Annotated in this window: 17 protein-coding genes; 4 read left to right on the plus strand and 13 right to left on the minus strand. The window is 64.0% G+C overall.

What is annotated here, in order from left to right:
• The first annotated feature begins 71 nt into the window (after nucleotides 1-71).
• From PQ627_RS15215 to PQ627_RS15225, 3 genes are read left to right on the plus strand one after another with little or no spacing between them, the layout of a single operon-like run.
• Entirely contained in the window at nucleotides 72-986 is a 915-nt protein-coding gene (locus PQ627_RS15215) for an MSMEG_6728 family protein (protein WP_274262343.1), read from the plus strand.
• Nucleotides 987-1,015: 29 nt separating this feature from the next.
• Nucleotides 1,016-1,408, plus strand: coding sequence for a DUF1622 domain-containing protein (locus tag PQ627_RS15220; RefSeq protein ID WP_274262344.1), 393 nt, complete (start codon nucleotides 1,016-1,018; stop codon nucleotides 1,406-1,408).
• Complete coding sequence (locus PQ627_RS15225; protein ID WP_274262345.1) at nucleotides 1,405-2,418, plus strand: alpha/beta hydrolase; 1,014 nt, start codon at nucleotides 1,405-1,407, stop codon at nucleotides 2,416-2,418. Before PQ627_RS15220 ends, PQ627_RS15225 begins: the two co-directional genes overlap by 4 nt.
• Nucleotides 2,419-2,453: 35 nt before the next feature.
• Here the strand turns inward: PQ627_RS15225 and PQ627_RS15230 are convergent, their stop codons facing one another.
• The 3 genes from PQ627_RS15230 to PQ627_RS15240 form a co-directional block, all read right to left on the minus strand.
• Nucleotides 2,454-4,853: a Tex family protein gene (locus tag PQ627_RS15230; protein WP_274262347.1), complete on the minus strand. Its 2,400-nt coding sequence runs from the start codon at nucleotides 4,851-4,853 to the stop codon at nucleotides 2,454-2,456.
• Between the two features lie 132 nt (nucleotides 4,854-4,985).
• Entirely contained in the window at nucleotides 4,986-5,417 is a 432-nt protein-coding gene (locus PQ627_RS15235; RefSeq protein WP_262277669.1) for a CBS domain-containing protein, read from the minus strand.
• Nucleotides 5,418-5,552: 135 nt separating this feature from the next.
• Nucleotides 5,553-6,008, minus strand: a complete 456-nt coding sequence (locus PQ627_RS15240) for a nucleoside deaminase (protein ID WP_274262349.1) — start codon at nucleotides 6,006-6,008, stop codon at nucleotides 5,553-5,555.
• Nucleotides 6,009-6,104: 96 nt separating this feature from the next.
• On the opposite strand from PQ627_RS15240, the gene PQ627_RS15245 reads away from it, so the two are divergent.
• Nucleotides 6,105-9,677, plus strand: coding sequence for a bifunctional RecB family nuclease/DEAD/DEAH box helicase (locus PQ627_RS15245; RefSeq protein ID WP_274262350.1), 3,573 nt, complete (start codon nucleotides 6,105-6,107; stop codon nucleotides 9,675-9,677).
• 37 nt (nucleotides 9,678-9,714) lie between these two features.
• On the opposite strand, the gene PQ627_RS15250 is transcribed toward PQ627_RS15245, so the two are convergent.
• The 10 genes from PQ627_RS15250 to PQ627_RS15295 all read right to left on the minus strand — a co-directional run bounded on the left by PQ627_RS15250 (nucleotide 9,715) and on the right by PQ627_RS15295 (nucleotide 19,737).
• A complete protein-coding gene (locus PQ627_RS15250; protein WP_274262351.1) occupies nucleotides 9,715-10,503 on the minus strand; it encodes a triose-phosphate isomerase family protein in 789 nt (262 codons plus the stop codon).
• Nucleotides 10,503-11,852 (minus strand): MFS transporter, encoded by a 1,350-nt coding sequence (locus tag PQ627_RS15255; protein WP_144662474.1) that lies wholly within the window; start codon nucleotides 11,850-11,852, stop codon nucleotides 10,503-10,505. The genes PQ627_RS15250 and PQ627_RS15255 overlap by 1 nt, the downstream gene beginning before the upstream one ends.
• Before the next feature lie 151 nt (nucleotides 11,853-12,003).
• Complete coding sequence (locus PQ627_RS15260; RefSeq protein ID WP_274262352.1) at nucleotides 12,004-12,768, minus strand: SDR family NAD(P)-dependent oxidoreductase; 765 nt, start codon at nucleotides 12,766-12,768, stop codon at nucleotides 12,004-12,006.
• Nucleotides 12,769-12,780: 12 nt separating this feature from the next.
• On the minus strand, nucleotides 12,781-13,749 hold the full coding sequence (locus tag PQ627_RS15265; protein ID WP_274262353.1) for a 3-hydroxyacyl-CoA dehydrogenase family protein: 969 nt from the start codon (nucleotides 13,747-13,749) through the stop codon (nucleotides 12,781-12,783).
• A 3-nt stretch (nucleotides 13,750-13,752) separates the two neighbouring features.
• A complete protein-coding gene (locus tag PQ627_RS15270; RefSeq protein WP_144662477.1) occupies nucleotides 13,753-14,235 on the minus strand; it encodes a ribose-5-phosphate isomerase in 483 nt (160 codons plus the stop codon).
• A gap of 2 nt (nucleotides 14,236-14,237) precedes the next feature.
• Nucleotides 14,238-15,986: a dihydroxyacetone kinase subunit DhaL gene (gene dhaL / locus PQ627_RS15275; RefSeq protein WP_274262354.1), complete on the minus strand. Its 1,749-nt coding sequence runs from the start codon at nucleotides 15,984-15,986 to the stop codon at nucleotides 14,238-14,240.
• A complete protein-coding gene (locus PQ627_RS15280; protein ID WP_274262355.1) occupies nucleotides 15,983-16,990 on the minus strand; it encodes a sugar phosphate isomerase/epimerase family protein in 1,008 nt (335 codons plus the stop codon). Before PQ627_RS15280 ends, dhaL begins: the two co-directional genes overlap by 4 nt.
• A gap of 168 nt (nucleotides 16,991-17,158) precedes the next feature.
• Nucleotides 17,159-17,857 carry a GntR family transcriptional regulator gene (locus PQ627_RS15285; protein WP_144662479.1) on the minus strand — a complete coding sequence of 233 codons (699 nt, stop codon included), beginning with the start codon at nucleotides 17,855-17,857 and terminating at the stop codon, nucleotides 17,159-17,161.
• A gap of 138 nt (nucleotides 17,858-17,995) precedes the next feature.
• On the minus strand, nucleotides 17,996-19,066 hold the full coding sequence (locus tag PQ627_RS15290) for an alkene reductase (protein ID WP_274262356.1): 1,071 nt from the start codon (nucleotides 19,064-19,066) through the stop codon (nucleotides 17,996-17,998).
• A gap of 86 nt (nucleotides 19,067-19,152) precedes the next feature.
• Nucleotides 19,153-19,737, minus strand: coding sequence for an SIS domain-containing protein (locus tag PQ627_RS15295; protein WP_400371946.1), 585 nt, complete (start codon nucleotides 19,735-19,737; stop codon nucleotides 19,153-19,155).
• Nucleotides 19,738-19,739 lie beyond the last annotated feature (2 nt).

The raw sequence follows: 19,739 nt of genomic DNA on the forward strand, positions 1-19,739 counted from the left end.
GGCCCGAACACGGGCACGTGTCCCGGAGCACTCAACTTGGTTCTCACGCCCGGCACCCTCAGACTGAAAGGATGCAGACTTTCCTCCCCTTTGCCGATTTCCGTGAGAGCGCCGCGGCACTCGACACTTCAAGGCTCGGCAAACAGCGCGTCGAAGCCCTCCAGGTCCTCCGCGCGTTGGTGATCCCGGAGTATGGTTGGCAGTCCCACCCGGCCGTCCGTATGTGGATGGGGCACGTTCCGGCCCTCACCCTCTACGGCTTGGCCATGGCCGACGAATGGATGGAACGGGGCCACCCGGACAACACGCGCAGCAACATTGCCGAGTTCGCTCCGCAGGCGGCCCACCCGGACTACGCCTCCAGGATCATCATGCCGCCTTGGTTGGGACACGAGGACCTGCACATCAGCCACCGTTCCAAGCTGATCAGCAAGGGTCCCAAGCACTACGCGCAGCTCTTCCCGGGCACCGAGGAGAAGCTGGAATACGTGTGGCCCGAGCCCAACCACGAATTCCACCCGGAGGATCCCGAAGAGGACCGCCTGTTCATCCTGCGCTCCGCCGTCGGGGACCTTAGGCCCGAAGAGCTCACCACCGTGAGCATGCCGCCCCATGGCAAGGCACGTTCGGCTGCTCCTTCAACGGATGAGGAATACCAGTTCGTTTACGCCGAGGAGAAGTCGCGGCGGCAAGTCGGCGGCCCCAAGAAGCGTCCCGTCAAGCCGCAGGAAAAGAAGCCCACGCGCAAGCGCCAGGCCCAGGAGAAGGCCTTCAGCACCCTTCCCGGCAAGACAGAGATCGCGGTCCCGTTCGACGGCGGCAGCACCTTCGCCGTCGGGTTGATCCATGGCCGTCCCATCACGGTCGATGGCCGGTTCGCCCGCAACTTCGAGGTCACCAACGTCATCAAGCGCTCTGATTTCGACTACCCCGCGCTGCTGCAGGATCCCCGGGTGTTCTTCCCGGTCCCCGCACCGGCGCTGTAGCGGAGCGTTCCACCAACACAGGGAGGGCTATGGATTTCCAGCACATCATCGAGTCCGTTGGCAGGTACATGGACGCTGCGGGCGTGGCCGTCATGGTGATTGGAGCGCTGGTCTCCATTCCCATGGCCCTCCGTGGCTACCAACCCCAACGCGCCCCGGGACTGGAACCGTTCACGCCGTACCGCGCCTATCGACAATTGCTGGGACGCTCCATCTTGCTGGGTTTGGAGCTCCTGGTGGCCGCCGACATCATTCGTACCGTCGCCGTAACCCCCACCTTCGAGAGCGTCGGCGTCCTGGCGATCATCGTGCTCATCCGGACCTTCCTCAGCTTTTCGCTGGAGCTGGAGATCACCGGCCGCTGGCCATGGCAGAAGGAAAAAAGCTCCGGCACCAGTGAACCGCTACGATCGGATCCATGACGCAGCCGTGGGTACCGGACATTCTTGGCGAGGGTTTCGAGCAACAGACTTTGGAGCTCGACGGCGGTGCTGTCGCCACCTTGGTGAGGTACCTTGGCACCGGCCCGGAATGGGTTGCTGACTCTTCTGAGGGCGTTGGCCTCGACGCCGATGTCCTCTACGTTCACGGCTGGTCCGACTACTTCTTTCAACGCCACCTCGCCGAGTTCTGGCACCGGGCAGGCGCACGGTTCCACGCCCTGGACCTGCACAACTATGGCCGCAGCCTCAGGCCGGGCCTGGTCCCGGGCTTCGTGACCAACCTCGCCGAATACGACGCCGATATCGCCGCAGCTTTGGAGGCCATGGGCCGCTCCGGGACCCAGAACCGGCCGCTCATCCTCCTCGGCCACTCCACCGGCGGCCTCACCCTGAGCCTGTGGGCTTCCCGTCACCCCGGGGTGGCCTCCGCACTGATCCTCAACAGCCCGTGGTTGGAGTTCCAAGCCACCGAACTCGGACGCCGAGCCATTGCACCCTTAGTGGGCTTGCACGCCAAACTCCATCCATTGACACCGCTGCCTCCCGTGGATCCGGGGATCTACACCCGGGCAGTCTCGGCGGCCCTGGACGGTGAATGGGACTACAACCTCGATTGGCGTCCCGATCGCGGATTCCCACTCACGCCCGCCTTCCTGGACGCAGTATTCCGCGGACAGGCCAGGGTGGCCGCAGGCCTGGGCATCGACGTGCCAGTGCTTGTGATGCTTTCGGATAAGAGCTACCTGCAGCCGAAGTGGTCCGCCGATGCCCTCACCGCAGACGTAGCCCTCAATGTGGACGCTGTGGCCCACCGATCGTTGTCCTTGGCGGACACCGTCACAGTGAGCCGGCTGCCCAACGCCTTCCACGACATCTTCCTGTCGCCGGAACCCATCAGGAAGGAAGCGTTCGAGCGGATAAGACGTTGGCTGCCCAGAAGCAACGCGGGGTCACTTATGGCCCAAAATCCACCCCTGGATGGGCCATAAGTGACCCCGCGTTGCTTGTAGTACGGCGGGGTTCCCTACTTGCCGAGCCCGGCCCGGCGCAGGGCTTCGGCCATGGCTGTGTTGGCCGGAGCGGCCGGCGACTGCTGCGGCTTACCTTGGCGGGGCCCACCCTGTCGCGGGTTGCCCTGCTGCGGCCTTCCTTGGTTTCCGCGACGATCCCCCTCACGCGGACCAGCCGAAGTACGGCCGCCTGAGGTGCGGCCGCCCGCAGTGCCGGGTTCGTCGTCGAGCCTCAACGTCAGCGAGATGCGCTTACGTTCGGGATCGGATTCCAGCACCTTGACCCGCACCACCTGGCCGGACTTCACGATTTCCCGGGGGTCGGAGACGAACTTGTTGGACAGTGCCGAGACGTGCACGAGGCCGTCCTGGTGCACCCCGACGTCGACGAAGGCACCGAACGCGGCCACGTTGGTGACTGTGCCCTCCAGGATCATGCCGGGTTTGAGGTCGGAGATCTTTTCGATGCCTTCCGAGAACGATGCCGCCTTGAACGCGGGCCGCGGATCACGTCCGGGCTTCTCCAGCTCGGACATGATGTCCTTGACCGTCGGGAGGCCGAACGTACCGTCAACGAATGCCTGCGGGTCCAGGGCAGTGGCCGGGCCACCACCGGCCGCCACAAGGATCTTGCGGGCCACGGAGTAGGCCTCGGGGTGAACGCTGGAGGCGTCCAGCGGCTCCGCTCCGCCGGTGATCCGAAGGAAGCCGGCGCACTGCTCGAACGCTTTGGCACCGAGGCGCGGCACCTTCTTCAGATCGCTGCGTTTGACAAAGGGACCGTTCTCATTCCGGTAGGCCACGATGTTCTCGCTGAGCAGCGGCCCGACGCCTGCCACGCGGCTCAACAACGCAGGCGAGGCCGTGTTCACATCCACACCCACCGCGTTGACACAGTCCTCCACCACGGCATCCAGGGAACGGTCGAGCTTCGCAGCCGTGACATCGTGCTGGTACTGCCCGACGCCGATGGACTTGGGTTCGATCTTCACCAACTCGGCCAAGGGGTCCTGCAGCCGGCGGGCAATCGACACGGCACCGCGGAGGGACACGTCCATGCCCGGGAGTTCGGATGCCGCGAGCGCTGAGGCGGAGTAGACGGATGCTCCGGCCTCGGACACCACGAGTTTCTGGATTCCCTTCGATCCTGACGCTTCCAGGGATTTGATGAGTTCGGTGGCCAGTTTGTCCGTTTCACGGGACGCGGTTCCGTTGCCAATGGCCACGAGTTCAATGTTGTGCTGCTTGGCGAGCCGTCCAAGCGTGGCCAACGCTTCATCCCACTTCTTCGCCGGAGCGTGCGGGTAGATGGTGTCGGTGGCGACTACCTTGCCAGTCCCGTCCACCACAGCGACCTTGACGCCGGTGCGCAGGCCCGGATCCAGGCCGAGCGTTGCGCGGTTGCCCGCCGGCGCCGCGAGGAGGACGTCACGAAGGTTGGCGGCGAAAACACGCACGGCCTCGTCTTCGGCATCGGCAAACATGCGGCCACGAAGGTCCGTGGTGAGACGGTCCAGAATACGCCCGCGCCAGGCGAGCTGCGCTGTCTGCGTCAGCCACGTGTCGGCCGGGCGCCCCTGGTTCGAAACCCCAAGGCACTTGGCCACAGCGTTCTCGTACTTGCCACGGGCGGCGGCCAGGGCGGCGTCGTCGGCCGGGTCTGCCTCGGCGAGGTCGAGCTCAAGGACGCCGTCCTTTTCGCCGCGCAGCAGGGCAAGGACGCGGTGCGAAGGCATGCCGGAAGGCACCTGCGTGAACTCGAAGTAGTCCTTGAACTTCTGGCCCTCGGCTTCCATGCCCTTCTTGACCCGGGACACCATGCGCCCTTGCTTCCACAGGCGTTCGCGCAGGTCCTCGGCGAGGTCGGCATCCTGGCCCACGCGCTCCACCAGGATGGCACGGGCACCGGCGAGCGCTGTGGCTGCGTCGTCAATGGAGTGCTCTGTATTCAGGTACTTCGCGGCTTCGGTGGCCGGGTCCAGCTGCGGGTTGGCGAGAAGGACGTCTGCCAGCGGCTCGAGCCCGGCTTCGCGGGCGATCTGGGCCTTGGTGCGGCGCTTCGATTTGAAGGGCAGGTAGATGTCTTCCAGCCTGGCCTTGGTATCGGCCCCGACGACGGCGGCTTCCAGTTCCGGGGTCAGCTTTCCTTGGGCGGCAATCGCCTCGAGGACGGCCTTCCGCCGCTCTTCGAGCTCGCGAAGGTAGCGGAGCCGTTCTTCAAGGTCGCGGAGCTGGGTGTCATCGAGCGTCCCGGTGGCTTCCTTGCGGTAGCGGGCGATGAAGGGGACGGTGGATCCGGCGTCGAGCAGTTCCACCGCCGCCTTGACCTGCCAGGCTTTGACGCCTAGTTCTTCGGCGATCTGTGCGTGGATGGCGGAATCAGCTGACTGGTGTTGGAGATGTGAAGTCACCATGACAGTTTGCCTCACTGGGCCGACAGTTTCAGGTCGGGGCATGTGTGGGCGGCTGCGTTGGTGCGGAGGAACGGGCCGCGAGGCGTTCCTCCACGGAGCGCTTCGCGGCGGCTGGATGTTGGCGACTGGATCCTAGTGGGCCATGTGCTCCTTGGCGGAGATGTGCTCCACCATTTCACCGACGCGTTGCTCGGTGTAGTTGCGGGCAATATCCCCCTGGCTGATGATGCCCACCATGGCGTGGTTGCTGATGACGGGAAGCCGGCGGACCTGGTGTTCTTCCATCATCCGTATGGCCTCGTCCACGTTGGCATCTGCGTCGATCCAGTACGGCTTGCCCTGGGCGAGTTCCCTGGCCAGGACCTCTCGGGCGTCCTTTCCTTCGGCAATACACTTGACCACAATGTCGCGGTCGGTGATGACGCCGGTCAGTTTGCCGTCGTTGCCGCAGATGGGAAGTGAACCACAGTCCATATCCCGCATCATGCGGGCGGCTACTTCAAGAGTCTGGTCCTCGACGACGCACTTGGCATCGGTCGTCATGAATTCACGTACGACACTCATGGGTCCTCCTTCATCGATTGGGTTCATCGACGCGGGAGCTGCGGGGTCCTCGGAAATGCTGCGGATGGGGGTCCTTCGGCACCGGCGCCGATGATGCCAGATTACGCCCGGCAGGTAGCCGTGAACAGAAGGAATTCAGTCCTCGGCAATGTCCTCGGCCCACAGTTCAGGGTGCTCTTGCTGGAAGGTGCGCATCATGTCCACGCAACGTTGATCGTCCAGGACAATCACCTCAACGCCGCGGGCACGCAGGAGGTCGAACTCACCGGGGAAGGTCGCGGCCTCCCCCACCACCACGCGGGGGATCTTGAACTGGATGATGGTTCCCGTGCACATCGCACAAGGTGCCAGGGTGGTGTACAACGTGGTGTCGCGGTAGCTCTTCTGCCGTCCCGCGGCACGCAGCGCGGACATTTCGCCGTGGGCTATCGGGTCGCCATGCTGGACGCGCTCGTTGTGTCCGCTTGCGATGACTTTTCCGTCGCGGGCCAAGGCTGCCCCGATGGGGATTCCGCCCTCGCTGAGGCTTTTTTGTGCGGCTTGGTAGGCGGCTTCAAAGGCTGCGTCCGTGGCATGGGTCGATTCAGTCATGGGGGCAGTCTAAAGCTGCGGCACGCTAAATTGTCGGGGCCCGCTGATAGCTTGGCTAACAAGGGTATTCACAGCAAGGAAGGCAGGTGGCCCTCGGTGTTCTTTCTCGATCCGGGGTTGGCTGGCGCCCCGCAGGACCTGGTCTTCTCTGCCAGCGATCTCGTTATCGCCGCTACGTGTGAATACCAGTTGCTGCGGAAACTTGATGAAAAGCTTGGCCGCACACCACGGCCTGACTTCCCCACTGATGCCATGCTGGAACGCACTGCCGAGCTTGGAGATGTCCACGAGCACAAGGTCCTGGACGAGTTCGTGGCTGAGTTTGGGCCATGGGACCCGGCTACAGGCAAAGGCGTTTACGACGTCGAACCCGCCTCCGCAATGGACCGCGCCACCCTGAGGGCCAAGCATGCGGAATCCATCAACGCCTTGGTTGCCGGAGCGGATGTGGTGTTCCAGGCCGCCTTCTTTGATGGCACCTTCCATGGTCGCTCGGATTTCCTGGTAAAGAAGCCTGGCGGCCAGTATGCGGTCTTCGATACCAAGCTGGCCCGGCATGCCAAGGTTACGGCGCTCCTTCAGCTTGCCGCTTACGGGGACCAACTCCTGAAGGCCGGCATCACACCGGATCCCACAGTCACCCTGGTGCTGGGGAACCGGGTGCACAGTGACCACCCTCTCTCCCAGATCTTGCCGGTGTTCAAGGAACGTCGCGAGCGGTTCCTGGATCTGGCCGCGACCCACATGGCGGAGTCCGGAGCTGCGGAGTGGGGAGATCCCCGCTTCACAGCTTGTGGCCGTTGTGATTACTGCGCGGAGCAGGTCCTTCTGCACCGGGACCTGCTCATGGTGGCAGGCATGCGGATCAGCCGGCGCAAAAAGCTAATGGAAGCCGGAGTCACCACCATCGACCAACTGGCCGCCATGCCGGCCGAGGGCGACCACACCCAGCTTCGACTGCGCGAACAAGCCCGGCTACAGACCGGCGTCGGGTCCCCTGATGGCACGGTCAGCTATACGGATCAGGCAGGCGAGTCCAAATCCGTCAGTTACAACGTCCTGGCCGACAACACGCTGGGCAGGCTTCCCGAACCTGACCCTGGCGACATCTTCTTCGACTTCGAGGGCGATCCCCTGTGGCAGGACCCGGTCACGGGAAAATGGGGCTTGGAATACCTGTTCGGCGTCATGGAGAACCCCGTTGAACCGGGGGCGTCACCGGTATTCCGTCCTTTCTGGGCGCACTCCCGGGCTGAAGAAGGCAAGGCCTTCGTCGACTTCCTGGACTACGTCGCCAAGCGCCGTGCACAGTACCCGGGCATGCACATCTACCACTACGCGGCCTACGAAAAGACCGCCCTGCGCAACCTGTCCCTGACGCATGTGATGGGCGAAACCGCCGTCGATGACCTCCTCAAGCAAGGCGTCCTGGTGGATCTCTATGACACCGTTCGGCACAGTATCCGGGTCTCTTCGAACTCCTACAGCATCAAGAAGCTGGAACCCCTGTACATGGGACAGCACTTGCGTTCCGGTGACGTGACCGACGCCGGTGCCTCCGTGGTTGCCTACGCCGACTACTGCACGGCCCGGGACAGTGGCAAGGCCGCCCTGGCCACCGGGATTCTCGAGAGCATTCGGGACTACAACGAGTATGACTGCCTCTCCACGCTGGAGTTGCGCAACTGGTTGCTGGCCCGGGCCGCTGAACGCTCCATCGTGCCGGGCTCGCCCAGTGAAGAACCCGATGACCGCGGGAACGGCGATAAGGACGCGGCCGGTTACGAGGCTGCCCCCGAGGAGACAGCCCTATTCGAGTACTTGGCGCAGCTTTCCGAAGACGAACGCTCCAGCCTTGATGCACGGGCCATTGGAATTGTCGCAGCAGGGGTGGGCTACCACCGGCGCGAGGACAAGCAACACTGGTGGGGGCACTTCGACCGTCTCGAGAAACCCACTTCGCAGTGGGATGACTCCAGGGACATTTTCGTTGTGGACCACGCGGAGCTGCTGCAGGATTGGGCCAAACCCACCCCCCGCAGCAACCCGGTCCGGATGGTCAAACTGCTCGGACGGTCGGGGGACGGTGCGGGCCTGGACCCGGGCAAGACGTATTTCAGAATGTACGGTCCCCCGCTGCCGGATGCGTTGCTGGCCAAGGAATCGTCGGTGCTTGGCCGTGCCGGCTGGGGAAATACGAAAGTCAGCGAGGTTGGCGACGACGGGGACTTTGAATTCGTCACCATCGCCGAAGGCCTGCGCAAGGATTCCACCGAGTTCAGCCAACTGCCCATGGCACTGACCCCGGACAGCCCGATTCCCACGAACGGCCAACGGGCAGCGTTGGCAGCCCTGGCCACGCGGCTCCGGGCTGCCCTCCCGGAGTGGCCGAAGGACCCTGCACTTGACCTGGTCCGTCGGCAACCGCCCAGACTACGCAGTCTTTCTGCGCTTCCCGAGGTTGGACCAGGGCCGGACGGATACGTCGATGCCATTACGGTGGCCGTCAAAGACCTTGACCACTCCTACCTTGCGGTTCAGGGGCCTCCGGGCAGCGGAAAGACCTATGTGGGGGCGCACGTGTTGGCCCGGCTCGTGGCTGATGGCTGGAAAGTCGGTGTGGTGGCGCAATCCCATGCCGTGGTGGAACACATGCTGTGTGCCGCCGTCGAGAAAGCCGGCGTGGACCCTCAGCGGGTCGCCAAGGAGGTCAGGCACAACGACCCCGTGCCCTGGAGCGGCTGCGGCAAGGCGGACGTCAGCGAGGCCCTGTCCATGCCCGGGGGCGCCCTGATCGGCGGCACCGCCTGGGCAATGGTGGGCAAGGAAGTGCCGGAAGGATCGCTGGACCTGCTGGTTATCGATGAAGCCGGCCAGTTCTCCCTGGCCAACACCATGGCCGTCTCGCGGGCGGCCAAGCGGCTCCTGCTCCTGGGTGATCCCCAACAGCTTCCGCAGGTCACCCAGGGGACGCATCCCGAGCCGGTTGACGAGTCCGCGCTGGGCTGGTTGTCCGACGGCCACAACACCTTGCCGTCGGAGCTCGGCTACTTCCTGGCCCTGTCATGGCGCATGCATCCGGAACTTTGCGGTGCTGTCTCGGAGCTGTCCTATGACTCCCGGTTGGAGGCGGCTCCCGCAGCCTCGCATCGCCGGCTGGACGGTGCAGAACCTGGAATCTCGTGTGTCTACGTCCAGCACACCGGCAACTCCACCAGCTCGCCCGAGGAAGCGGCCGAAGTGGTGCGGCAAGTACAGGCGCACTTGGGCCTCACGTGGCTGGACCCCTCCCAATCACCGCAAAGCCGTTCCCTCGACGAGGCCGACATCCTGGTGGTAGCTCCCTACAACGCGCAGGTCCAGCTCATCAAGCATCTACTGCACTCAGTCGGTCTGAACAAAGTCCGCGTCGGCACCGTGGACAAGTTCCAAGGCCAGGAAGCTCCTGTGGTGATCGTGGCCATGGCTGCCTCCGCTGCAGGTGAGGTTCCCAGGGGCATGGAGTTCCTGCTCTCCCGCAACCGCATCAACGTGGCGGTGTCGCGCGGCCAGTGGCGTGCCGTCGTCGTCCGTTCGCCTGAGCTGACCAACTACCTCCCGACGCATCCGGAGGGATTGGAAAACCTGGGCGGTTTTGTGGCCCTCTGCCAACGCGCCTCACCCAACTAGGGGACAGTTAGTGCTCCATTGGCGGCCCATAGCGACGTTAGCTGTCCCCTGGTTGGGCTGCTTGGTTGGGGAGGGCGAGGGCTTCGTCCAGGACCCGGCCGAAGTTCGCGGCCTCGTGCGCGAAGCGGCCCAGGAAGAGCCCGGAAACGCCCGAAAGCTGCGGCAGGAGGCCCGGCTTCGCTGAGCCCCCGTAGATCACCGGCAGCCCCGACAAGCCGTGCTGCCCCAGGGCAGCGCGCAGCGCGCCAACCACCGCTGAGACATACCCTGCCGAGGCAGGTTCGGGTGCGCCGATCGCCCACACAGGCTCATAGGCAATAACGAGCCTCGCGGCCAAGGACCAGTCACCGGACACCGCGGCGCTGATCTGTTCGAAGACAATTTCGGCGGCGACCTCCGGGGCTGACTCCTCGTTCTCCCCCACGCACAGCAACGGCGTCACGCCGGATTCGACGGCGGCGTCCACTTTGCGCGCGATCATCGCGTCAGACTCGCCGAACCACCGCCGGCGTTCGGCGTGCCCGATTTCCACCAACCCGACGCCGAGTTCGGCGAGCATCGACGGAGCCACCTCACCGGTCCACGGACCGTCCGACCACCCGCAGTTCTGCGCCCCCAGAAGCAGCGGCGACTCCGCCACAAGGTCTGCCGCCGCAGGAAGAACCGGGAAGGAAGGGATGACAAACGGGACCACCCGCCCGGCCGCGAGGGCCGGACGGGCGTCCACTTCTTTCACCAACTGCTCCAGCCACGCCAACGATTGCGCGTAGCCCATGTACATCTTGGTGCTGACTCCTACATACAAGGCGTCAGTGTCCAACAGCATCACTTGTCCAGCAGCTCATCGGCTTTGTTGGTGAAGGCGCGCGTTCCGAACATCATGATGGCTGCGAGGAAGGGCAGAACACCCAGGGCGTACACACCCATGGTTCCGGTGTCCGACGCAGTCATCTCGTTGACCGAGGTGCGCAGGATCGGTGCGACGAAACCACCCAGGTTACCCAGGGAGTTGATGAGGCCGATACCGGCCGCTGCGGCCGTTCCGGTGAGGAACGCCGTCGGGTAGGACCAGGCGATGGGACCGATCGCGAGGAAGCTGCACACCGCCAGGGTGATGAAGATGATGCCAAGCGTCGGCTGGTGGTTGGCCCCGGCCCAAGCGGAACCGAAGATGCACAGGCCCGTGGAGACGAACAACGCCGTACCCCAGCGACGCCGGCGCAGGACCGTGTTTGCTGCCTTTCCAATGAAGAAGCAGGCAAAGATGCCGAAGAACCACGGGATGGCGGTCAGGAGTCCGACGGCGAGTCCAACCTTTTGGCCGGTCAGCTGGGACACCTGCTGCGGAAGGTAGAACGTCACGCCGTACACCGCGATCTGCAGGCAGAAGTAGATGATGGTGAAGTACCAGACCTTGCCGTTCCGCATCGAGGCCAGGACGCCGCGGGGACCGGATTCTTCCTTCACCGTGTCCTCGAGGGCCATGACATCGGTGAGGGCTCCCTTTTCTTCCTTGCTCAGGAACTTCGCGTCCTGCGGGCTGTTGATCAGGAAGAAGAAGGCCGCAATACCGGCCAGCACAGCCAGCATGCCTTCAACGAAGAACATGACCTGCCAACCAGCTACGCCCGGAACCTGGTCGCCGATGTTGATCAGCCAACCGGACAGCGGCGCACCGATCATCTGCGAGAACGGCTGTGCCAGGTAGAAGATGGCGAACATCTTCACGCGTACCTTGTTGGGGAACCAGGCCGCCAGGAACATGATCACGCCCGGGAACAATCCGGCCTCGGTCACGCCAAGCAGGAAGCGGAGGATGATGAACGAGACTTCGCCTTGCACGAACGCGAAGCAGGCCGACACGATGCCCCACGTGACGGCGATGCGTGCCAGCCACATTTTGGCACCAAACTTGGTGAGCAGAAGGTTGCTGGGGATCTCGAACAACGCGTAGCCGATGAAGAAGATACCGGCACCGAGCGCGTAGGCCCCGGCAGTGATGCCCTTGTCCACCCCAAGGGCGGCTTCGGCAAAACCAACGTTGGTGCGGTCAAGGAAGGCCACCACGTACAGAATGACCAGCATGGGCATCAGCCTGAATGAAGCCTTGGATATTGCCGACTTCAAAACCGGCGAATCCAGCAACTCCTTGGTGGAAGTTGATGCGACGGACATTGAAACTCCTCTTTGAGTAGTCAGTTGGGGATAACCAAAGCGGGTTATCAGCGCGGGAAGAGAATGAGCACCAGGCCCACGGCGCAGGCGAGCACGCCCACGGCAAGGTAGATCTTCCGTTCTCGGGTCCAGGTCTTCATCGACGAAGGCCCTAGTGCATGTACAACCCGCCGTCCACATTCAGCGTCTGGCCGGAGATGTATCCGGAGTCCTCGCTGATGAGGAAGGCGATGGCTGCGGCGATGTCACGGGTGGAGCCGACGCGGTTCACCACGAGGTCCTTGACCAGTTCGTCCTTGCGCTCCTCGCTCAACGTGCCGCCCATGATGTCGGTGTCGATGGGGCCGGGCGAAATCGCGTTGACGGTGATGTCGTACTCCCCCAGCTCGCGGGCTGTCGCGCGGGTGAGGCCAATAACGCCTGCCTTGGCAACCGAGTACGGGGTCTTCGAGAAGGTACCACCGCCGCGCTGCGCCGAAACGGAGGAGATGTTGACGATGCGGCCTACGCGGTTCTTAACCATTGACTCAGCCACGCGCCGGGTGGCGTAATGGACACCGTTGAGGTTGATGCTCAGGACCCGCTCCCATTCGGCGGGTTCGAGTTCCAGGTACCCGATGGGCGAGCTGACGCCGGCAACGTTGGCCAAGGCCACAATCTGCGGCAGCTCGTTTTCCAACTCGTCGATGGCTGCGCGGACCTCGGCTTCGCTGGCTACGTTGGCGCCTACGCCGTGTGCCTGGACTCCGTATTCTGCGGCGATTTCCTTGGCAGCGGCCTTGCAGGCGGCATCATCGAGGTCGATGATACCGATGTTCCAGCCCTGGGCGGCCAAGTAGTTGACGGTCGCGCGGCCAATGCCACGTTCGGAGACAGCTCCGGTAACGATTGCCGTCCGTGATGCGGGGAAAGTCATGTGTTTCTCCTGTTAGTTGATGGGTGCCGGGCCGAGCTCTTCAATGAGCTTCTGCATGGCGACGTAGGCCTTGTTGCGGTAGGCGATGAGTTCCGGGGTCCGCTCGGCGGGAACGTTGAGGAAGCCCGCGCCGGTCTTCGTGCCGAGCTTGCCGGCCTCGACCAGGTCGGAGAGGATCTTCGGCGTCGCAAAACGCTCCGGGAAGCCGGTCTGCAGCGACTTGTAGCAGAAGTTGTAGACATCCAGTCCAGCCATGTCGGCGATGGCGAACGGCCCGAAGAACGGCAGGCGGAAGCCGAACGTCGTACGGACCAGGGTGTCGACGTCGTCCGCTGTTGCGATTCCTTGCTCCACCAGCTGCGCCGCCTCGTGGAACAACGCGTACTGCAGGCGGTTCAGCACGAAACCGGTGACATCCTTGACGACGGCGGTCTGCTTGCCGGCGGCGTGGACCAAGTCACAGGACGCCGAGACCGTAGCGGCCGAGGTGCCCGCGTGCGGGATGACCTCGACGCCGGGAATGAACGGCGAGGGGTTGGAAAAGTGCACGCCCAGGAAGCGTTCCGGGTTGGTGACGGCCTCGGCCAGGGCAGCAATGGAGATGGTGGACGTGTTGGAGCCGATCAGGGCGTCCGGGCGGGCTGCCGCACTGATCCGGGCGAGGGTCTGGTGCTTGATTTCCAGGACCTCGGGAACGCACTCCTCGATGAAGTCAGCGTCCGCAACGGCTTCCTCGATGTCCTTTGCAGCCCACAGGTTCTGCTTGAGGATCTCCGTGGAACCCTCCGGGAAGAGGCCGTCGGCGATGAACTGCTCCGACTCTTCCAGCAAACGCTCGTAGTTCTTCTGCGCTACCTCGGCAGAAACGTCGGCCAGGGCAACGCGGGCGCCACCGAGCGCCAGGACCTGGGCGATGCCGCCGCCCATGTAGCCGGAGCCGACGACGGCGATCTTCCGGGCTTGGTTTTCTGGTGTAGTCATTGATCAGACCGCCTTTGTGTAGTCGGGTTCGTAAGAGCAGATGGCGTCCACCTTTGCGGCGGAGGCGGAATTCTCGTCAAAACGGTGTCCAAGCCATTCGCCCACCAGCTTTTTGGCCAATTCCAGTCCGATGACGCGCTGGCCGAGGGTCAGGACCTGGGCATTGTTGCTCAGGACGGAACGTTCCACGGAGTAGGAATCGTGGGCCGTGACGGCGCGGATGCCGGGAACCTTGTTTGCCGCGATGGCTACGCCAAGTCCCGTGCCGCAGATCAGCAGCGCCCGGTCTGCTTCGCCTTCGGCCACCTTGCGGGCGGCATCGACGGCGACGTGCGGGTAGGCCGTGGAATCGTCCGGGCCCACGCCGACGTCGGTCACCGACGCAACACGCGGGTCAGCTTCCAACAGCGCCAGGAGGGCATTCTTGTATTCCACGCCGGCCTCGTCATTGCCGACGACGATGCGCCAGCCTTGGGTGTTGCTCATTCTTAGGCTCCGTTTCCAGCCGGTGCAGCGGTGGTTGCAGCGGCAAGTTGTGAATCGATGAACTGCGAGATCCGTGCGGCGATCAGTCCGAAGGACACAGCGCCGGGATCCGCGTGGCCGAGGCTCTTCTCGGCAAGGGGACGTGCCCGGCCCTTCAGTGGCCGGAGCTCCGCGGTTTTCGCGGCAGCGGACTCGGCCGCCGCAGCCGCAACTGCCAGCGCCCTGTCAACGGGAGCACCGCCGTCGAGCTCTGCCAGGAAGGCATCGCGGAACGGAAGGAGCGCGTCCACCATGGTTTTGTCGCCCGGCTCCGCTTTGCCGAGTTCGGTGATGGCACCGGCGAAGGCTTTCACCGCAGCGGCTGCGTCCTCGGCGTTGTAGAAGTCCCGGTTTCCGAGCGCTTGCCCGGCCGCAATGACGGCCGAACCCCACAAGGCTCCCGAGGTGCCGCCGGCACGCTCGCTCCAGGCCTCGCCGGCACTGGCCAGCACCCGCGCCACCGACGAACCGCCGGCGGCTTTCCCAGCAGCAGCGGCTGCGTCGACCCCGCGGCGCATGCCGATACCGTGGTCGCCATCGCCGGCAATGGCGTCCAGTTTGCCGAGTTCTTCTTCATGCTCGACGACGACGTCCCTCACCTGGGCGAGGATCGCCACGGCCTGCTCCCCAAGTTCCGCCGCGGCCCGGGTGGTCTGCTCGACGTCGGAGGCTTCGGCGGCGTCGGTCAACGCCGTGGTGCGCGCCGCGCGGGGTGCCATGCTGCCCTTGCGGAAAGCGGGGGTGTCGGCGGGCGCGGACCAGTACTGTTCCAGTTCCTCGTCCAGCCACAGGAGCGTCAGCGACAGGCCTGACATGTCCAGGCTGGTCACCAGCTCCCCGCACTCGGGCTCGACGACCGTCAGCCCGGCAGCTGCCAGGAGCTTCTCGATCTTGCCGAACAGCAGGAAGAGTTCGTCGTACTTGACGGTTCCAAGCCCGTTGACGATGGCCACCACGCGGTCTCCTGCGTCCTCGGGCTTGTCAGCCAGCAGCTTCGACACCAGGAGTTCGGCGAGTTCGGATGCCGTGGGCATGGGGTGTTCAGAGATCCCGGGTTCGCCGTGAATGCCCAAGCCGAGGGACATCTGCCCCGCGGGAACGTGGAACAGCGGGTCCTTGGCGCCCGGCAGCGTGCAGCCGTCAAAGGCCACGCCGAGGGAGCGCGTGCGGTAGTTGGTCTTGATGGCCAAACGCTCGACGCCGTCAAGGTCCAGTCCCGCTTCTGCGGCGGCTCCTGCGATCTTGAAAACGGTGAGGTCTCCGGCAATGCCGCGGCGCTTTTCCAGCTGTTCGATCGGAGCGCTGGCAATGTCATCCGTAACGGTGACGGTGCGGGTTTCGATGCCCTCGGCATTGAGCCGAAGCTGCGCCTGGCCGAAGTGCAGGACGTCGCCGGCGTAGTTACCGTAGCTCAGCAGCACACCGCCGCCTGCATTGGCGGCCTTGGCCACGCGGTACACCTGGCCTGCTGCGGGAGAGGCGAACATGTTCCCGCACGCCGAGCCTGCAGCCAGGCCCGGACCGACGAGCCCGGCAAAGGCCGGGTAATGTCCGGACCCTCCACCAACCACCAGCGCTACCTGGCCTGCAGGTACCTCAGTGGAGCGCACCACGCCGCCGTCCACCCTGGCTACGTACGAGCGGTTGGCTGCAACGAAACCATCCAGGGCTTCGTCGGCAAAGTCCGCCGCATTATCGAAAATCCGCGTCACTTCACCGCTCCTGCCAACTCTGCAGCCGGCTGCTGGCGACCCTGTGCGACCTGGCTTGTGCCCAGCGCGTAGCCCTCGGTCTTGGGCAGGACGTGGCGGCGGAGGTACTCCTGGTTGCTGGCCGTCACGCTGAGCCCGTCGCCACCGTAGTGTTCGGTGCAGAGGATGCCCTGGAAGCCCACGGACAGCGCAAACTTGAAGGCTTCACGGTAGTTGATGAGTCCGCTTTCCATGGGGGCGGGCATGGTGATGTAGCTGTCGCGGGCTACGTCCTCATCGCGGATGTAGTTCTTCATGTGCCAGTAGTTGGAATATGGCAGGGTCTTGGCCACCATTTCGCGCCAGTCCTCGATGGGCCGGTGAAGTCGGATGAGGTTGCCAAGGTCCGGGTTGAGGCCAACGTTGTCCAGGCCGATGTCCTGTACCAATTGGACGGAAGAGTCGGAGGTGCCGAGGTACGTGTCCTCATACATCTCCAGGGACAGCAGGATCCCGGCCTCGGCAGCGTGCTGGCCGAGCTCACGGATGCGGGAGACGGCGTTGCCCCATGCTTCCTTGTCCCCCACGGGGTCCTTGTATCCCTCCACGGTCCAGAACCACAGCTGTTTCTGCTGCTCCGGCGTAATGGCCTGGTGGAGGCCGATCGAGACCACCTCGCAGCCGAGTTCGGCGGCGGCGTCGATGGTCCGGTGGCTGTAGGCGAGGTTCCCGGCCCAATCCGTGGTGTGGATGACGCTGCGGCGGATGGCTGAGATGACCGGCGTCCCGATGCCTACGTGCTCGGCGGTCTGCTTGAACTCTGCGAGGCGTTCCTTGCTGAGATCGCCCGGACGCACCCAGCTGTCGGTGAGGTCTGCGTTGGCGAAACCCGCGTCCTTGACTTCCTGGAGGACGTCGGCCCAGACGGAAGCATCGGCGTCGTTGATGTCCTTGCCCGTGTGGTCGGTGCCGGGGAACTGCAGGAGGGCCGCGGTGATGGGCCAATTCTCGGCGGTATACGCCATGATGATCACTCCTTCGTGGAATCCTGTTTCCTATAGGATTTACGAACACGAAGGAACTGTCAAGCCTTTTCGGAAACTTCCTGCATCCTATATGTCTTACATATGTTCGTGAAGAGGGTCACAAAAAAGGCCCGCCGGTGTGTCCGGCGAGCCTTGCTTGGCAGATGACTATTCCTCGGGCGCGTCAGCCATTGCCCGCCCCCGGACGTTCTCCACGTGGGCGACCATTGCCTGTGCCGCCTTTTCCGGATCGCCGCCCGTCAGGGCGTCCAGCACGGCTTGATGCTCGGAGATCGCCTGCTCGGCATCAGTAATGCCCACTCCCCCGAACAAGCGGAAACGCTGGACCTGCCCGCCCAGGGTGTTGTATGCCGCCAGGAGGAATTGGTTGTTGGCCTGGGCGGCGATGAGCTGGTGAAACCGTTCGTCCGCCTCGAGATAGCTCCGGTATTCGGCGAACGTTCCACCCCTCGGAGCCGTCTTCAAGTCCTCCACAGCCTGCTTCAGGGCATCGAGGCCCTCCTGCGTCATCCGCGAACATGCCAGCCTGGCATTCACTGGTTCAATCGAAAGCCGCGCTTCCATGAGTTCAGCAAAGTCCTCGCGAGTGAAAACCGGAGCAACCCGGTACCCCTTGAGTGCGACGCGACGAACCATGCCCGTGTGCTCCAGCCGGGCCAGCGCCTCCCGCACTGGTGTCGGCGAGACATCCAGTTCCCGCGCCATCCCGTCGATGCTGACGGCAGCTCCCGGTTTCAAACGGCCATCCATGAGCCATTCGAGCAACGCTTCATACACGTGGTCCGCCAGAACTTGGCGACTGACAGGAAAGCCGGGGCGGGCAACTGCCGGCGAAGGTTCAGACATGCCACAAATCCTATAGGAACGCTGGCCGTCGGCCGGTAAGGAGACGACGTCACATTCCGCCCGGCTTGGGAGGTTAAAGCACGACGTCGGCAGTCGCCATTCGGGAAAAGGCGCGCCGACGTCGTGCTTTTGCTGCTGTTAGTTCGCGTAGAACGGGTAGTCCGTGTAGCCCTCGGCGCCGTCAGCGTAGAACGTGGCCGGGTTGGGCTCGTTCAGCGGCAGGCTGTCACGCCAGCGACGGGCCAGATCGGGGTTGGCGATGGCCGGGCGGCCAACCACGACGGCGTCAGCGAGGCCTTCTTCGATGATGGCGAAGGCGTCGTCGCGGGTGGTGATCTCGCTGAAGCCGGTGTTCACCAGGAAAGTTCCGTTGAAACGTTCACGGAGGTCCTGGACCAGGGATCCCTTGGGCTCGTGGTGCAGGATGCTCAGGTACGCCAGGTTGAGTGGTGCAATGGAGTCCACCAGAACCTCGTACGTGGCCCGGACATCAGCGGCATCCGTTTCGGCGATTCCCTGGACGTTGTGCTCCGGGGAAATCCGGATACCCACACGGTTGGCGCCCAAGGCCTCCACCACGGCGTTGACCGTCTCGATGACGAACCGTGCACGGTTTTCCGGGGAACCACCGTAGCTGTCGGTACGGACATTGGAGTTCGGGGCAAGGAATTCATGCAGGAGGTAGCCGTTGGCGGAGTGGAGTTCAACGCCGTCGAAGCCTGCCTCAATCGCATTCTTGGAGGCGGTGACGATTTCCTGGATCACTCCGGGCAGTTCGTCGGTGCGCAGTTCGCGCGGCACCGGGTAGGCCTGCTTGCCGTTGGGGGTGCGGACCTCGCCATCGATGGCGACGGCGCTGGGGCCGACAATTTCGTGGCCACCGGTGATGTCGGCGTGCGACACGCGTCCGCCGTGCATGATCTGGGCGAACATGCGGCCACCCTCGGCGTGGACTGCGTCAGTGACCTTCTTCCAGCCAGCGACCTGCTCATCTGTGACGAGACCGGGCTGGCCGGGGTAGGACTGACCGGCACGGGCAGGGTAGGTTCCTTCGCTCACGATCAGGCCCAGGGAGGCGCGCTGGCGGTAGTGCTCAGCGATCAGATCGTTCGGAACGCCATCCTGGCCTGCGCGCAGGCGAGTCAACGGGGCCATCACCAATCGGTTGGAAAGCTCCAGCTCGCCAAGGGCCAAGGGGGAAAACAGCATGCGCGATTCCTTTCAGGATGAATCAGGTTCACCATGCGTAACTGTGCCGCGTCTGCAACTATTCCGGGTGAGGTGCAGATCACACCCTACTTCGTCAGTTCCCTCATTGACTCGTCGAAGCATTCGCACAGGGCAAGGACTGCCACCAGGTGCGCCTCCTCGGCGTGCGGCGGGTCCGTGTTGATGTTGATTGCTTCATTGACGGATTGCGCCAGGTCCTTGGACTCCCGTCCGGTCAGTGCCCACACCTTGGCGCCTGCGGATTTGGCTGCGGCAGCGGCGTCGCGGAGGTCATCCGTGATTCCCTTGGCAGCCAGCAGCACCACAATGTCTCCACGCTTGACCACCGACGGAATCTGGCTGCTGATGGTCTCCCCGGCATCCTTGTTGGCCACGATGGCCTTAAAGGAGCCGGGGTTCCCACCGTGATCATGGGCGGCATCGTGGGCGGTGAGTTCAGAGGCGAAGCGTTGTGCTTCATGGGCGGAACCGTCGCTTCCGGCGGCGAACACCCGGCCGCCACGAAGCCTGGCCCTGGCCAGTTCCTCGCCCCATTCGGCAAGCCGCGACGATTCCCGACGCAGGGCCGCCACTGCGGGTCCGATCTCGCCTAGGTGACCCAGGACAACGTCCACTGCATGACGGTTGATCTTCGAATCAGTCGCACGGATTG

Origin of the sequence: Paenarthrobacter sp. AB444, assembly GCF_028736865.1 — a bacterium.
Taxonomy (GTDB): Bacteria; Actinomycetota; Actinomycetes; order Actinomycetales; family Micrococcaceae; genus Arthrobacter; species Arthrobacter nicotinovorans_B.